We start from the raw sequence: 15,424 nt of genomic DNA, 5'->3' as shown, positions 1-15,424 counted from the left end.
GATTGGCTGAGGACTGAGCGTAAACTCTACAGACTCGCCGGGATCAGAACTCCCAGATCCGGAATTTGCCGGGCCTGCTCGGACTCGAAGAGCCGCCTGGCGACCTCCTTGGCGGGCTCGCTCTTGGCCCCGTCCGCGACGGCCCCCGCCACCAGGGCGGTGGCGAACGACGTGCCGCTCCACGCCGCGTATCCCGCGAAGTCGCCGCCGTCCAGGAAACTGCTGGTCAGCCAGTCGCCGCGGGCGCAGGCGTCCACCCAGATGCCGTAGCCGGAGTAGGGGGCGCGCTTCTCCTCCGCGGCGTCCAGGGCGGCCACGCCCACCACAGAGGGCAGCGCCGCGGGCCAGAACGGCCGGTCGGACCCCGTGTTGCCGGCGCAGGCCACGGTCACCGTGCCGGGCAGCGCGGCGATGGCGTCGCTCAGCAGCGGCGGCGGCCGGTCGTCGTAGGTGTGGCCGCCGAAGGAGAGGTTGAGCACCTGCGGAGGGTGCTCGCGCAGGCGGTGGAGGGCGCGTACGACGGTCGCCTCGTCGCCGATGCCGTCGCCGTCGAGCACCCGGTGCACGCTCAGCTCCGCGCCCGGGGCCCGCCGGGTCAGCAGGCCCGCGATGAACGTGCCGTGACCCGCCTGCGAGCCCTCCGTCGCGTCGGCGCTCTCGGGGGCGGTCTCGCCGTACCAGTCGCTGCCGGACCACCACGGGTGCTTGGCGATGCCGGTGTCGAGCAGCCCCACGACCACGCCCGAACGGGACCGGCCCGGCTTGTGGGCGATGGGCGGGGTGGGGAAGGGTCTGGACGCGGGACCACCGAAGAACAGGGGCTGGCCGCGGAACACGTGGTTCGGCGATGCGCGCAGGCCCCGCTCGCGGAGTTCGGCGGTGATCTCGCAGGGGTCGGTGCCGGGCGACAGGTGGATCACGCAGACGCCGTCCGCCTCCGAGACTGCCTGGGTCCAGCGTGAGACGGCCGACAGCGCCGAGCGGTCGGCCAGCACCTGACCAGGCCGGATGAGCGACGCGCCGACAGATTGAATTTCCATGAGGCGGTATGTTTCCCCGCTGGTCCAACTGTCACATGCCACTCCCGCACCAACTTGGTATGGCCCCCCTCTGGTGCCGGATAGCGACCGACGGTAGTCTCTCCCTAGTCACTTGTGATCATCCCGGGGCGAGGCCGTTGGGGAAGGCGCACCTCGTACCGAAACGGGAGGTCCGGTGTCTGCTCGTGGCGTCCTTTACGTCCACTCGGCTCAGCCCGCGCTGTGCCCTCATATCGAATGGGCAGTCGCGGGTGTCCTTGGCGTGCCCGTTGATCTGACGTGGACTCCGCAACCCGCCGCGCCCAACGTCGTGCGGGCCCAGGCGGAGTGGGAGGGCCGCGCCGGTATCGCGGCGGCCATCGCGTCCTCGCTCATGGGCTGGCAGCGCCTCAGGTTCGAGATCACCGAGGACGCGTCGCCGGGAGTGGACGGGTCCCGCCACGCCTACACGCCGACGCTCGGCGCCTTCACCGCGGTCATCGGCGTGGCGGGCGACATCATGATCCCCGAAGATCGGCTCCGGGCGGCGATGATGATGGCCGCGCAGGGCCGGTGCGTGCTGGAGGACGAGCTGGACAAGATGCTCGGTCGGCCGTGGGACGAGGAACTCGAGCCGTTCCGGTACGCGGGCGATGGTGCGCCCGTCCGCTGGCTCCACGCCGCCGTCTGACCCTGCCCACGCCACGGGCGAGCGCTGCGCCCAAGAGGCCCCGCACCTACGCCGGTGCGGGGCCTCTTGGGAAGCATGAAAGAGGCCCGCACCGATGCTCGGTGCGGGGCCGATCGTCAGAAGAACTACAGCGGGATGTTGCCGTGGGCGCCGCGGGCGGGCGTGGCCCGGGCGAGGAGCTTGGCGATGGCGCCGCGCGTCTCCTCGGGCTTGATCACCTCGTCGATGACCCCCAGCTCCTTCGCCCGGTCGAGCCCGCCGGCCAGCTTCTCGTGCTCGGCGGCCAGCCGCTGCTCCAGCTCGGCCCGCTCCTCCTCCGGCGCGGCGGCCAGCTCGCGCCGCTTGAGGATGCGTACGGCCGCCACCGGCCCCATGACCGCCACCTCGGTGGTCGGCCAGCCGAACACCTTGGTGGCCCCCAGCGCGCGGGAGTTCATCGCGATGTACGCGCCCCCGTACGCCTTCCGCGTCACCAGCGTGACCCGCGGCACCGAGGCCTCGGCGAAGGCGTGCAGCAGCTTGGCCCCCCGCCGCACGACCCCGTCGTGCTCCTGCCCGACCCCGGGCAGGTAGCCGGGAACGTCCACGAGGACAACCAACGGCACTCCGAAAGCGTCACACATACGTACGAACCGGGCGGCTTTCTCGGCGGACGTGGCGTCGAGGCAGCCGCCGAGCCGCATCGGGTTGTTGGCGATCACACCGACCGTCCGGCCACCGAGGCGGCCGAGCGATGTGACGATGTTCGGCGCCCACTTGGGGTGCAGCTCGATGCCAGGCTCGTCGAGCAGGCCGTTGACCAGCGGCTTGACGTCGTAGGCGCGCCTGGCCGAGTCGGGCAGCAGCGTGGAGAAGTCCACTTCCTCGATTTCTCCCGTGCGCACCCGGCCCTGGTGGCCCAGGAGCGTGGCGAGCTGGCGCGCCTTGACGTACGCGTCGGTCTCGGTCTTGGTGACGACGTGCACGACGCCACTGCGCTTGCTGTGCGGCTCCGGGCCGCCCAGCGCCGCGGCGTCGACGTTTTCGCCGGTGACGCTGCGGACCACGTCGGGGCCCGTGACGAAGATGCGGCCGGACTCGGCCAGGATGACGAGGTCGGTCAGCGCGGGACCGTACGCGGCGCCGCCGGCGGCGGGGCCGACGACCACGGAGATCTGCGGCACCACGCCGGACGCCTTGGTCATGGCGGCGAAGACCCGCCCGACGGCGTGCAGCGACTCGACGCCTTCGGCGAGTCGCGCACCGCCGGAGTGCCAGATCCCGATGATCGGCACCCGTTCACGGACGGCCACGTCGTAGGCGTGCACGATGTGCTCGCAGCCCTCGCTGCCCATCGCGCCGCCCTGGAAGCGGGCGTCACTGCAGAAGGCGACGACGGGAACACCCTCGACGCGGCCCATGGCGGCCAGTACGCCGCTCTTGTCTTCGGAGGTGATCGGCCGCAGCGAGCCCTCGTCGAGCAGCGCGGTCAGGCGGACGACTGGATCGCGGGGATCGGCAGGCTCCTGATCGGTGCCGTCGGCAGCCACCCCGTTGTCCAGCACGGTCATTTATGCCCCCTTAAACACGACGGCCACGTTGTGGCCCCCGAATCCGAACGAGTTGTTGACCGCGGCGACGTCTCCTTCGGGTAGCTGGCGGTTCTTCCCGTAGACCAGGTCGACCTCGATGCCGTCGTCGAGGTTGTCGAGGTTGATGGTCGCGGGGACGATCCGCTCCTGCAGCGCCTTGATGGTGAAGACGGACTCGATGCCGCCGGCCCCGCCGAGCAGGTGACCGGTCATCGACTTGGTCGAGGTCACGAGCGGGTGGGTGCCGATGGCCTTGGCCACGGCCTGCACCTCGCCGACGTCGCCGGCAGGGGTGGAGGTGGCGTGTGCGTTGACGTGCTTGATGTCGAGGCCGGTCAGACCGGCGTCGTTGAGCGCCTGGGTCATCGCCATGATGATGCCCCGGCCCTCGGGCTCGGGCTGCGTGATGTGGTGGGCGTCGGCGGAGTAGCCGACCCCGGCGCAGTAGGCGTAGATGCGCGCGCCGCGCGCCTTGGCGTGCTCCTCGGACTCCAGCACCACGATGCCGGCGCCCTCACCGAGCACGAACCCGTCGCGGTCGCGGTCCCACGGCCGGGACGCGCCCTGCGGGTCGTCGTTGCGGGTGGACATGGCCCGCGCGGCGGCGAAGGCCGCCATGTTGAGCCCGTGGATGGCGGCCTCGGTGCCGCCGGCCACGACCACGTCGGCGCGGCCCACCCTGATCATGTCCATCGCGTGGCCGATCGCCTCCGCGCCGGACGCGCACGCCGACACGGTGGCGTGCACCCCGGCCTGGGCACCCAGGTCGAGACCGATCCAGGCGGCCGGGCCGTTGGGCATGAGCATCGGCACGGTGAACGGCGACAGCCGGTTCCAGCCGCGCTCGCGGTAGGTGTCGTAGGCGCTCAGCGTGGTGTTGATGCCGCCGATGCCGCTGGAGACCACGACGCCCAGCCGCTCCGGCGCGACCTCGGGGGCGCCGGCGTCCTGCCAGGCCTCCCGGGCGGCGACCATCGCGAACTGCTCGCTGCGGTCGAGACGGCGGGCCTCCGGCCGCGGCAGCACCTCGGTGGGGTCCACCGCGGCCGTCCCCGCGAACTTCACGGGGACGGTGTCGATCCAGTCCGTGGTGAGGGCCTCGACACCCGACTGACCGGCGAGGAGCGCCGTCCAGGTCGAGGTGACGTCTCCACCGACGGGCGTCGTCGCGCCAAGCCCGGTGACGACGACACGTACCCGGTTCGCACTCACGTTTCGCGCTCCTTGCTAGTCAGTTTGGATTTTCTGTCAGCCCTGGATGAAGTTGAGGACGTCCTTGACCGTCTTCAGGTTCTTGAGCTGGTCGTCGGGGATCTCGACGCCGAACTCGTCCTGGGCGGCCACGGCGATCTCGACCATCGACAGGGAGTCGATGTCGAGGTCGTCCACGAAGCTCTTCTCGGGGGTCACGTCCGAGGCCGGGATGCCGGTGATCTCGTTGATGATCTTGCCGAGGCCGTCAAGAATGTCCTGCTCGGTGGCAGCCATGTCGCTGGTTCTCCTTTGATTTTCTGGGTTCTGTACGGCTGCGCCGTACAAGCTCTGGATGAAATGCGGGGGGAGGCTAAGGGATCTCGATCACTTGCCCGGCGTAGGTCAGCCCCGCGCCGAAGCCGAGCAGCAGCGCGAGACCGCCGGAGCGGACCTCGCCGCGCTCCAGCATGCGCGAGAGCGCCAGCGGGATCGAGGCGGCCGAGGTGTTGCCGGCGTTGACGATGTCGCGGGCGATCACGGCCTTGTCGGCGCCCAGCTTGCGGGCGATGGCCTCGATGATGCGCAGGTTGGCCTGGTGGGGCACGAACGCCGTCAGCTCCGACGGGTCCACGCCCGCGCGCTCGCAGGCCTCCAGCGCCACCGGGTGGAGCGCGGTGGTCGCCCAGCGGAACACCGTCTGGCCCTCCTGGCGGAGGAAGTCGTCGCGGTCCTTGATGGCGATCGCCTCGGACTTGTCGCCGGCGCTGCCCCAGACCACGGGGCCGATGCCGGGGGTCTCGGAGGGACCCACCACCGCGGCGCCCGCGCCGTCGGCGAAGATCACGGCGGTGGACCTGTCGGTCCAGTCGACCCACTGCGACAGCTTCTCCGCGCCGATGACCAGCACGTGGCGGGCCGAGCCCGCGCGCACGGCGGCGCTCGCGGTGCCGAGGGCGTAGCAGAACCCGGCGCAGGCGGCGTTCACGTCGAACGCGCCCGGCGACTTGATGCCGAGGCGGTGGGCCACGACGGCGGAGGCGTTGGGGATCTGGGTCTCGAGCGTGCAGGTGGCCACGATGACCAGGTCGACCTCTTCGGGCGACAGGCCGCTCGCGGCCAGCGCCTTGCCGCCGGCGATGGTGGCCATGTCTTCGAGGGACTCGCTGTCGGGCGCCACGCGGCGCTCCTTGATGCCGACCCTGGACTGGATCCACTCGTCGTTGGTGTCCATGGTCCTGGCCAGGTCGTCGTTGGTGACGACGTTGGCCGGCTGGTAGTGGCCGAGGGCCAGGATCCTGCCGCCAGGGGCGACGTCGGGGATCTTCACTTGATCAGCTCCCTGGCCGCATCGAGGTCGTCGGGGGTCTTCAGCGCCACCGTCTGCACGCCGGACAGGCCGCGTCTGGCCAGGCCGGTGAGCGTGCCGCCGGGCAGCAGCTCGATCATCTTCGTGACGCCGAGCCCGGCCATGGTCTCCATGCAGGCGCCCCACCTGACGGGGTTGCTGATCTGCTTGACCAGCCGGTCCACGAACTCGGCGCCGGAGGCGACCGCCTGGCCGTCGGAGTTGGACAGGAGCGTGACGGTGGGGTCGGCGGGCGCCACGTTGGCGGCGGCCTCGCGCAGGCTCTCCACGGCCGGGGCCATGTGGCGGGTGTGGAAGGCGCCCGCCACCTTGAGCGGGATGAGCCGGGCGCGGGTCGGCGGGTCGTCCTTGAGCGCGGCCAGCTGCTCCAGCGTGCCGCCCGCGACGATCTGGCCGGCGCCGTTGACGTTGGCGGGGGTCAGGCCGTGCTTCTCGAGGGTGGCCAGCACGTCGTCCTCGGCGCCGCCGAGCACGGCGGTCATGCCGGTCTCGGTGATCGCGGCGGCCTTGGCCATGGCCTGGGCGCGCTCGCGGATCAGGGTGAGCGCCTGCTCGGGGGTGAGCACCCCGGCCAGCGCGGCCGCGGCGAACTCGCCCACGCTGTGGCCCGCCAGCACGTCCGGCGTCACGCCGAGCACCTCGGCGGAGGCCAGCGCGGCGGCCACGAGAAGCGGCTGGGCGACGGCGGTGTCACGGATCTCGTCGGCGTCGGCGGTGGTCCCGTAGGCGATCAGATCGAGCCCGACGACCTCGGACCACGCACCGAGTCTGTCGGCCACACCGGGGAGCTCGAGCCAGGGAGAAAGGAAGCCTGGCGTTTGGGCACCTTGGCCCGGAGCGACGAGTACAAGCACAAAACCCACCTTGCCCTGTAGAACTCCGACACGCGGATAATGATCCGCACGAACTTCGTCCGGGGGGTTTTGTAGGAAGCCTACAGTGGGGATTTCGGCGGCATTACGTTAGGGCACGCCACATTTCGGCACTCTCCGACAACCGGCCGAGGATCAGCCCGACCTGGAGCGTGAAGGCGGACCTGCCCTCCGTGGGCTGGTAGCCGGTCAGCTCCGTGATCTTCTTCAGGCGGTAGCGGACGGTGTTGGGGTGGACGAACAGCAGCCGCGCCGTCGCCTCCAGCGAGGTGCCCTGCTCCAGGTACGTGGCGAGGGTGTCGAGCAGGGGAGTGCCCGCGAGCGGCTGGTAGACGTTCTCGATGAGCTGCTGCCTGGCGTCGTCGTCGCCGTCGAGCGCCCGCTCGGCCAGCAGGTCTTCGGCGTGCACAGGCCGGGGCGCGTCGGGCCAGCCGGACGACGCCTTCAGCCCGGCCAGCGCCGCCCTGGCGGACCTGGCCGCGGCGTGCAGGTCGGGGACCTCGGGGCCGATGACGATGGGGCCCATCCCGAAGCGGTGCACCACCTGCTTGGCCGCGTCGTTGACGCTCTCGGCGCCGCCCACGATGACGATCAGCCGGTCGGCCTGCACGCCGGCCAGCAGGTCCATGCCGATGCGGCGGCCCTTCTCCCGCAGCCCGTCGATGACCGCGCGGGGGTCGTCGGCGGGGGCGTGGCCGGCGATGACGACCACGGGGGAGGAGGTCCAGCCGAGCGCGGCCGCCCAGGAGTGCAGGCCGTCGTCGACCTCGCCCCGGACCAGGGCGTCCACGATCAGGGCCTCCAGCCGGGCGTCCCACGAGCCCCGGGCCTCGGCCTCGCGGGCGTAGACGTGGGCGGCGGCGAAGGCGACGTCGCGGGTGTAGCGGAGCATGGCCTGCTGGAGCTGGTCCTCGCCGCCGGGCGCGGCCAGCTCGTGGGCCTGCGCCTCGACCACCTCGACGACGATCCTGACGATGTCGACGGTCTGCTGCAGCGAGATGGACCGCTTGAGCTCGCGCGGAGCCGTGCCGAAGAACTCGATGCTGGGGGTGGGGCGATCCTCGCCGGCGATCGAGAACCACTCGACGAACGCCGCGATGCCGGCCTGGGCCACGAGCCCCACCCACGACCGGTCCTCCGCGCTGAGCGCGCGGAACCACGGCAGTTGCTCCTCCATGCGAGCCATCGCCGCCGTGCCAAGCGAGCCCATGGCCCGCTCGAGCCTGCGTGTGGTGTCCTCCCGGGTCCGGTCTGTCACGCCTCCTAGAGTGCCAGCTCCGTTCGGATGACCGCGACGGTCGTTCTCCTGGGGACGTGCGACCGGCCCCTGCCGCGTCAGATGACCGCGACGGCCGTGATGAGGCCGATCGCGACGTGCGTGACCGCGAGCAGCCGCGCGCCGGGCTGCAGCTCGGGCTCCTTCACGAGGTCGCGTACGGAGATGCCGACGATCCGGTCGAACAGCAGCATCGCCACGGTCTGCACCACGATGCCGACCAGGCCGAACACCGCCGTGCCCGCCAGCCCCTCGGCCAGCCGGCCGCCGGAGGACCAGATGGAGGCGGCCACGATCAGGCCGACGGCGGCCAGGGCGGAGGTGGCGAGCAGGGTGGCGTTCGGGTTGCGCTCGGTGCGGATGATCTCGCTCAGCTTGCCGGGGGTGGCCCAGTCGATCACGTAGAAGCCGACGATCATCAGGATCACGCCGACGGCGGCGTACGCGGCGATGGCGCCCGCGCCGCGGGCGAGGGTCTCGAGAAGAGTCACGTTGATTCCTATCGGGGGATGCGGTGGGGAGTCAGGCGATGCGGTGGGGGACGAACGAGGAGGTGTCATCGGTGATCAGGCCGGTCGTCTCCCTGATACCCAGCCCGGCGGCCTCGTCGGCGACCACCCAGGCGCCGAGCACCGGCCGCTGCCCCTCGAACTCGGGCAGCGCCTCGAAGCCCTGGAAGACGTATCCCTCCCGGCCGTAGACGCCCGGCGTCTCCTGGGTGCCCTCGGGGGTGACGATGCGCATGGAGGCGCCCTCCCTGCCCAGCAGCGGCTTGGCGATGTAGGAGGTCAGGTCGCGCGGGCCGTCGAGGTAGGCGGGCAGCAGGTTGGGGTGGCCGGGGTCGAGCTCCCACAGGATCGCGAGCAGCGCCTTGTTGGACAGCAGCGTCTTCCACAGCGGCTCGATCCAGGTGGAGTGCCGTACGGCGTGCCGCCCGAAGTCGTCGGCCAGCATCCACTCCCACGGGTAGAGCTTGAACGCCGAGCGGATCATGCGGTTCTCGGCGTCCACGAAGCGGCGGTTGAGCGAGTCCCAGCCGATGTCCTCCATGGCGACGGCGACGGTCTTCAGTCCCGCCTGCTCGGCGGTCTCCTGCAGATAGGCCACGGTCATGGCCTCCTCGCCGGTCTCGTCCATGTTCGTGAACGCGAAGTGGGTGGGCCCGGGCGGCAGCCGCAGCTCGCGCCAGCGGTCGATGAGCCGCTCGTGCACGGAGTTCCACTGGTCGGCGCCCGGATGGACGTCCTGCAGCCAGAACCACTGCACGACCGACGACTCCACGAGCGAGGTCGGCGTGTCCGCGTTGTACTCCAGCAGCTTCGCCGGGCCGGTGCCGTCGTAGCGCAGGTCGAAGCGGGCGTACAGGTGGGCGTCGCGGCGCTCCCATGAGCGCTCCACGTCGTCCCACGCCCATTCGGGGATCGCGAAGTCGGCGAAGCGCCGGGCCGAGACCACGTGCTCGACGGCGCGCAGGCACATCTCGTGGAGCTCCTCGACCTGCTCCTCCAGCGCCTCGACCTCGTCCATGGAGAAGACGTAATGGATGGACTCGTCCCAGTACGGTCTGCTCAGCCCCGACGGGTGCGCCGCCCGGTGGTAGGCCAGGCCCTGGCCCTCGATCGTCTTCTCCCAGCCGTCCCTGGGAGTGCCATGCTCACGGCGCACCTGTCAGCTCCCGCCGCCCCAGTGGTTGCCGAAGCCGCCCCGCTGGATCTCTTTCCCGTTGCGGGAGCTGATGCTCACGTCAGAGGGCCGGTACGTGGTGCCGCCGCGCACCTTGTTGCCCGACCTGGTGCCCCCGTAGTACCACATGTACGCCCCGCGGGAACCGCCGTAGTAGTGGTACGAACCGTTGTCGTCGTCGCAGTAGTCGTCGTCGACGATCTCGTACGTGCCGTCCTCCAGCTGGATGACGCAGTCGGCGGTGACGTCGTCGTCATCCTGGGTGGCCGCGCAGTACCCGACCAGCATGACGGACAGAACACCGAGAATGGTCAGCGGGATGGCCTTGGACGCCTTGCGCGCGGGCGGCGGTGGCGTGGGATGGGTTTGCGGAGGTTGTGCCATCAAGATCCTGCTTTCATGGGCCGCTCAGCCTATCGGCGGCCCTCGTCCCCGTTCAATCCTGTAGTCGTAGCCCCGAGGTATGTTCGCTCACATGGAACCGGTTGAGGCCCTGCGCGAGATCGCCTTCCTGCTGGAGCGCGCCGGAGAGCCCACGTACCGCGTACGTGCCTTCCGTCGCGCCGCCCAGGTCGTCGCCGACCTGTCCAGGGACGAGCTCGTGCGGCTGGCCCGCACCGGCGGTCTCGGCGACCTGCCCGGCATCGGTAAGGTCACCGCCCTTGTGGTCAACGAAAGCCTCGATGGGCAGGTTCCTACGTATTTGCGGCGGTTGCGGGCGACCGACGGTGTGCAGCTCGACGAGGAGACGGAGGCGCTGCGCGGCGCGTTGAAAGGCGACCTGCACAGCCACTCCGACTGGTCGGACGGCGGCTCGCCGATCGAGGAGATGGCCGAGGCGGCCCGCGGGCTCGGCCACGACTACCTGGCGCTGACCGACCACTCGCCCCGGCTGACCGTCGCCAAGGGACTCTCGGCCGAGCGCCTGGAACGTCAGCTCGACGTGGTGGCCGAGCTCAACGAGCGGCTGGCCCCGTTCCGGATCCTGACCGGCATCGAGGTGGACATCAACACGGACGGCTCCCTCGACCAGTCACCCGAGCTGCTGGAGCGGCTGGACGTGGTGGTGGCCAGCGTGCACTCCAAGCTGCGCATGGACGGCGACGAGATGACCCGCCGCATGGTCACCGCCATCGCCAACCCGCTGGTGGACGTGCTCGGCCACTGCACGGGGCGGGTGGTGAAGGCCGGCGGCAGGCGCGGCGAGCGCCGCCCGGAGTCGTCGTTCGACGCTGAGCTGGTCTTCGAGGCCTGCCGCCGGTTCGGGGTCGCGGTGGAGATCAACTCCCGGCCGGACCGGCTCGATCCGCCCAAGAGGTTGATGCGGCTGGCGTACGAGATGGGGTGCGTGTTCGCGATCGACTCCGACGCCCACGCGCCCGGGCAGCTCGACTGGCAGCACTACGGCTGCGAACGGGCCGCGCGGTCTGGCATCGAGGCCGACCGCGTCGTCAACACCTGGCCGCTGAAGCGGCTGCTCGACTGGACGGCCGCCTGAGCGTCACTTGCCTATTTGCCGACTCCGTCGGCGAGGCCCTTGACGATGTAGCGCTGGCCGAGGAAGAACAGCAGGACCACGGGGAGCGCCGCGATCACCATCCCGGCGAAGACGACCGGGTATTCGGTGCCGTGCTTGCTCATCAGGCTGGTCAGGCCCACGGGGAGGGTCTGCACGCCGGTGCCGCTGGTGAAGATCATCGCGAACAGGTACTCGTTCCAGGTGAACAGGATGTGCAGCAGGACCGTCGAGGTCAGGATCGGCTTGCACATCGGCAGGATGATCCGCCAGAACGCCGTCCACCGGCCCGCGCCGTCCATCTCGGCCGCCTCGTCCACCTCGCGGGGCAGGTCGATCATGTACGCGCGGATGAGGAAGGTCGTGAACGGGACGCGGAAGGCGGTGTAGAGGATGAGCAGCGCCCAGAACGTGTTGTACAGCCCCATCGCCTGGAACATCTTCACCAGCGGCACGAGCGCCACGGTGGGGGCGAGCATGAGCCCGCCGAGTATCGCCGCCGTGAGCGTCCTGTTGAGCGGGACGTTCACGCGGGTGAGGCCGTAGGCGGCCCACGCGCTGACGAACACCGTGGCGACCGTCGAGGTCAGCGTCACCAGCACGCTGGTGGTCAGGTAGTCGCTGACGCCGCGGTTCCACGCCTTCTGGTAGTTCTCGAAGCTCCAGTGCAGGGGCAGCGCGAACGGGTCGCCGAACAGCTCGGCGTTGGTCTTGAACCCGTTGAGGGTCATCCACAGCAGCGGATAGACCACGACCACCGCGAGGGCCAGCAGGAAGGCCCACATGAAGACGCGGGCGATCACCCCGAGGAAGCTCATGCGCGTCACCATTCCACCCTTCTCCTGCGGGTGACCCACAGCTGCGCCACCGCGATGCCGAGCGTGATCACGAACAGGACGGTCGCGATCGCGGCGGCGTAGCCGAAGTTGTTGCGGACGAACCCGCTGCGGTACAGCCAGGTGCCCAGCACCTGCGTCGAGTTGTTCGGCCCGCCGGCGGTCATAACCATGACCTCGTTGAACACCTGGAACGCGCCCGAGATGGTGACGATCGCCATGAGCCCGGTCATCTCGCGCACGAGCGGCACCGTCACGTGGACGAACCGGCGGATCGGACCGACGCCGTCGATGGCGGCGGCGCCGTAGATCTCCGAGGGGATGCGCTGGATCGCGACCGCGAACAGCAGCGTGGAGTAGCCGAAGCCCTGCCACTGGCTCATCGCGATGATCGCCGACATGGCCGTGCTCTCCTGGCCCAGCCACGCCTGGGCGAACTGGCCCAGGCCCACGGCCTTGAGCGCGTGGTTGAGCGGGCCCAGGTTCGGCTCGTACACGAAGTAGAACAGCAGCCCCGCGACGGTCAGCGAGATCGCCGAGGGGATGAAGTAGACCGCGCGCAGGCCGCGCCGCCAGCGCTCGCTGCCGATGCTCTCGATGAGCGCGGCGAGCAGGAGCGCGCCGAACACCTGGAACACGACGGAGACCACCGCGTACAGCGCGTTGTTGCCCAGCGACGACCAGAACACCGGGTCGCCGACGAGCTTGGCGTAGTTGTCGAGCCCGACGTATTCCTGGCTGCCGCTGTAGATGTCCCACTTGAGCGTGCTGAACTGCAGGTTCTGCACGAGCGGCAGGTAGACGAACACTCCGACCAGCACGAGGGCGGGCAGGACCCATACGAGCCTGAGCGTGGCGCGCACGTGCGGTCTCCCTACTTGGCTTCCGCCGAGGCCTGGCGCACGCTTTCGAGCACCTGCTCGGCGGTCTTGCCACCGCTGACGATCGCCTCGCCGCCGGCCAGCCACGCGTCCGCCACCTCGGGCACGGTGACCATGTCGAGCCAGATGGCCAGCTTCGGCGCCCTGTTGACCAGCTGGACGCCCTCATAGACGGCCTTGCTGGAGGTTTCCGGCGTGACCGCGCCGACGACCGTGCTGGGCTGCCCGTACGGCGGCGCGGACAGCGTCTTGGCGCTTTGCGCGCTCGTGGCGAACTTCATGAAGTCGACGGCCAGCGCGATCCTGGGGGACTTGGCGTTGACCAGGTATCCCTCGGGCGAGCCCTCCAGCACCGTCGGGTCGCCGGGGGCGTTGCCCGGGACCGGGAGCTGGAAGATGCCGAAGTCCGCGGGCTTGAGCTTGCCCGACGTCGCGTTGTCGAACTCCAGGATCTCCTGGTAGTACATGGCGGCCTTGCCGTTGGCGAAGGCCTCCTGCGCCGAGGAGTAGAGCACGCCGTTCGTGCCGCTCTTCGTGTCGGTGCACTGGTCGACCAGCGTCTTGAACTGGTTGAGCGCGGTGACGTAGCCAGGATTGTCCAGCTTGGCCGTCGCCGGGACGAAGTCGGCCTGGAGCACGGCGTCCGGCACGTTGTAGGCGAACAGCTGCTGCAGGTAGTGCAGGGCGGGCCAGCCGTCCTTGTTGCCGAAGGCGACGGGCTCGTACCCGGCCTTGCGCAGCGGGCCGCAGGCGGCGACGAGGTCCTCGAACGTCTTCGGCACCTCGACCCCGGCCTTGGCGAAGGCGCTCTTGCTGTAGCCCATGAACTTGCCGTTGCCGTACAGCGGGATCCCGTAGTTCTTGCCGTCGCGGGCGAAGGCGGCCAGCGAACCGGGGCTGAACGTCTTGCCCCACTCCGTGTCCGGGCCGATCACCTTGGTGAGGTCGGCGGCGCGGCCGCCACGGATGTAGTTGTCCGCCCAGTTGCCGGTCCAGGTGAAGTAGACGTCGGGCAGCGCGTCGGAGGCCGTGAGCGTCTTGAGCTTGTCCTTGACGCTCTGGTCGGTCTCCTGGATCAGCTCGACCTTCACCTGCGGGTGCTTCTTCTGGTACTCGGCCGCGAGGTTCTCGAAGTAGGGACCCGTGGGGTCGCCGGCGAACTTGGTGAGGATGCTCAGCGTGCCGGAGAACTCCGGCGTGGCGGCGGCGTCGGCCGCCGGGGCCGGCGCGGACCCGCCGCCCGAGCAGGCGGCCAGCGTGAGTGTCCCGAGGAGTGCCGCGAACGTCGGCAGTGCGCGAGGGCGCATGGGCATCCTTTCTCTTTCAGGAACGCCTTTTGGTGTTGGCCGACCTTACAGTGCATCTGATACCGGTACCAGCCCCAAGTGCCAAGATCTTTTCTATCCCCTATGAAGTAGCTGGTTGTTTGACGAATCCAAGGTATCTGTGTCAACGTGACTGCCGCGTGATACCGGTATCAGGTTGTCGCGCGACATTTCCCCGGAAAGGATGCGAAGATGCTCGGGTTCAACGAGCCGGAATTTCTCTCCCAGGTGACGAGCGCGGTGGGCCTGCGCCCACGGATCGAGGAGCTGGTCGACCGGCTCGTGGACGAGGGGTTCAAGCACGTGCTCCTCGTCGGCGCCGGCGGCACCTACGCCCAGATGTGGCCGTACGAGCACCTGGCCCGGCGCAGCTCGACGCTCGACGTGCGCGCCGCGATCGCCGCCGAGCTCATCGTCTCCGGTGACGCCCGCCTGGGCGAGGACACCGTGGCGATCTTCACCTCGGTCTCGGGTACCACCGACGACACCATCCGCGCGATCGAGTACTGCAAGTCCAAGGGCGCCTTCACGGTCTCCTTCACCGGCCACCCCGACTCGCCCGTGGCCACGAAGGTGGACGCGGCGCTCGTCTCGCAGCCCAAGACCTGGCCCTTCGACATGCAGCTGCTGCTGTTCATGACCCGGCTGCTGTCGCGCCGGGGCGAGTTCGACGGGTACGAGAAGTTCGCCGCCGAGTTCGAGGGCATCCCCGGGATCCTCGTCGAGGTCGCCAAGCAGGCCGAGCCGGTGGCCGCCGCGTTCGCCGAGGCCCACAAGGACAGCGGCTACCACTTCCTCGTCGGCGGCGGGAACCTCTGGGGGTTCACGTACCTCTACTCCATGTGCATCCTCGAGGAGATGCAGTGGCTGCGGACGACGAGGGTGCACAGCGCGGAGTTCTTCCACGGCTCGCTCGAGCTGCTCGAAGAGGACACCAGCGTGATCATCTTCCAGGGGGAGGACGAGACGCGGCCGCTCACCGACCGCGCCGAGGCGTTCGCCCGGCGCGTCTCCAAGGACGTCACCGTCTTCGACACCCGCGACTACCCGCTCACCGGGATCAGCCCCGAGTTCCGCAGCCTGCTCGCACCGCTCGTGCTCGACACCGTGATGAGCCGCGTCAGCAAGCACCTGGAGCGGGTCCGGGACCACTCCCTCGACCTGCGCCGCTACTACCGGGTCATGGACTACTGA

At 69.8% G+C, this 15,424-nt stretch carries 16 protein-coding genes; 3 read left to right on the top strand and 13 right to left on the bottom strand.

Annotated features, from left to right (window positions below; all coding sequences use genetic code 11):
• Positions 1–26 precede the first annotated feature (26 nt).
• Positions 27–1,040 (bottom strand): S8 family peptidase, encoded by a 1,014-nt coding sequence (locus ACIBI9_RS09945; protein WP_397221565.1) that lies wholly within the window; start codon positions 1,038–1,040, stop codon positions 27–29.
• A 175-nt stretch (positions 1,041–1,215) separates the two neighbouring features.
• On the opposite strand from ACIBI9_RS09945, the gene ACIBI9_RS09940 reads away from it, so the two are divergent.
• Positions 1,216–1,710: a DUF3145 domain-containing protein gene (locus ACIBI9_RS09940; RefSeq protein ID WP_346111797.1), complete on the top strand. Its 495-nt coding sequence runs from the start codon at positions 1,216–1,218 to the stop codon at positions 1,708–1,710.
• A 125-nt stretch (positions 1,711–1,835) separates the two neighbouring features.
• Here the strand turns inward: ACIBI9_RS09940 and ACIBI9_RS09935 are convergent, their stop codons facing one another.
• The 9 genes from ACIBI9_RS09935 to ACIBI9_RS09895 form a co-directional block, all read right to left on the bottom strand.
• Positions 1,836–3,260: an acyl-CoA carboxylase subunit beta gene (locus ACIBI9_RS09935; RefSeq protein ID WP_397221564.1), complete on the bottom strand. Its 1,425-nt coding sequence runs from the start codon at positions 3,258–3,260 to the stop codon at positions 1,836–1,838.
• Positions 3,261–4,493 (bottom strand): beta-ketoacyl-ACP synthase II, encoded by a 1,233-nt coding sequence (gene fabF / locus ACIBI9_RS09930; RefSeq protein ID WP_185077985.1) that lies wholly within the window; start codon positions 4,491–4,493, stop codon positions 3,261–3,263.
• Positions 4,494–4,529: 36 nt separating this feature from the next.
• On the bottom strand, positions 4,530–4,769 hold the full coding sequence (locus ACIBI9_RS09925; RefSeq protein ID WP_350723184.1) for an acyl carrier protein: 240 nt from the start codon (positions 4,767–4,769) through the stop codon (positions 4,530–4,532).
• Between the two features lie 76 nt (positions 4,770–4,845).
• The gene (locus tag ACIBI9_RS09920; protein ID WP_397221563.1) at positions 4,846–5,802 is read right to left on the bottom strand and encodes a beta-ketoacyl-ACP synthase III; all 957 of its coding nucleotides are present in this window, start codon (positions 5,800–5,802) and stop codon (positions 4,846–4,848) included.
• Positions 5,799–6,695 (bottom strand): ACP S-malonyltransferase, encoded by an 897-nt coding sequence (locus ACIBI9_RS09915; protein WP_397221562.1) that lies wholly within the window; start codon positions 6,693–6,695, stop codon positions 5,799–5,801. The genes ACIBI9_RS09920 and ACIBI9_RS09915 overlap by 4 nt, the downstream gene beginning before the upstream one ends.
• A gap of 103 nt (positions 6,696–6,798) precedes the next feature.
• Complete coding sequence (locus ACIBI9_RS09910; RefSeq protein WP_397221840.1) at positions 6,799–7,923, bottom strand: PucR family transcriptional regulator; 1,125 nt, start codon at positions 7,921–7,923, stop codon at positions 6,799–6,801.
• Positions 7,924–8,048: 125 nt separating this feature from the next.
• Positions 8,049–8,480, bottom strand: a complete 432-nt coding sequence (locus ACIBI9_RS09905; RefSeq protein WP_397221561.1) for a DUF350 domain-containing protein — start codon at positions 8,478–8,480, stop codon at positions 8,049–8,051.
• Between the two features lie 31 nt (positions 8,481–8,511).
• Positions 8,512–9,654, bottom strand: coding sequence for a glutathionylspermidine synthase family protein (locus ACIBI9_RS09900; RefSeq protein ID WP_397221560.1), 1,143 nt, complete (start codon positions 9,652–9,654; stop codon positions 8,512–8,514).
• Positions 9,655–9,657: 3 nt separating this feature from the next.
• Complete coding sequence (locus tag ACIBI9_RS09895) at positions 9,658–10,056, bottom strand: hypothetical protein (protein ID WP_397221559.1); 399 nt, start codon at positions 10,054–10,056, stop codon at positions 9,658–9,660.
• A 91-nt stretch (positions 10,057–10,147) separates the two neighbouring features.
• On the opposite strand from ACIBI9_RS09895, the gene ACIBI9_RS09890 reads away from it, so the two are divergent.
• Positions 10,148–11,170, top strand: a complete 1,023-nt coding sequence (locus ACIBI9_RS09890) for a PHP domain-containing protein (protein WP_397221558.1) — start codon at positions 10,148–10,150, stop codon at positions 11,168–11,170.
• Positions 11,171–11,181: 11 nt separating this feature from the next.
• On the opposite strand, the gene ACIBI9_RS09885 is transcribed toward ACIBI9_RS09890, so the two are convergent.
• From ACIBI9_RS09885 to ACIBI9_RS09875, 3 genes are read right to left on the bottom strand one after another with little or no spacing between them, the layout of a single operon-like run.
• The gene (locus ACIBI9_RS09885; protein ID WP_397221557.1) at positions 11,182–12,006 is read right to left on the bottom strand and encodes a carbohydrate ABC transporter permease; all 825 of its coding nucleotides are present in this window, start codon (positions 12,004–12,006) and stop codon (positions 11,182–11,184) included.
• A 5-nt stretch (positions 12,007–12,011) separates the two neighbouring features.
• Positions 12,012–12,887 (bottom strand): carbohydrate ABC transporter permease, encoded by an 876-nt coding sequence (locus tag ACIBI9_RS09880; protein WP_397221556.1) that lies wholly within the window; start codon positions 12,885–12,887, stop codon positions 12,012–12,014.
• Between the two features lie 11 nt (positions 12,888–12,898).
• Positions 12,899–14,212, bottom strand: a complete 1,314-nt coding sequence (locus ACIBI9_RS09875) for an ABC transporter substrate-binding protein (RefSeq protein ID WP_397221555.1) — start codon at positions 14,210–14,212, stop codon at positions 12,899–12,901.
• Positions 14,213–14,422: 210 nt separating this feature from the next.
• Here ACIBI9_RS09875 and ACIBI9_RS09870 point away from each other — a divergent pair, with 210 nt between their 5' ends.
• A complete protein-coding gene (locus ACIBI9_RS09870) occupies positions 14,423–15,424 on the top strand; it encodes an SIS domain-containing protein (RefSeq protein ID WP_397221554.1) in 1,002 nt (333 codons plus the stop codon).

The sequence above is a fragment of the Nonomuraea sp. NPDC050451 genome (assembly GCF_044458585.1).
This window is presented reverse-complemented; position numbering and strand designations above follow the sequence as displayed.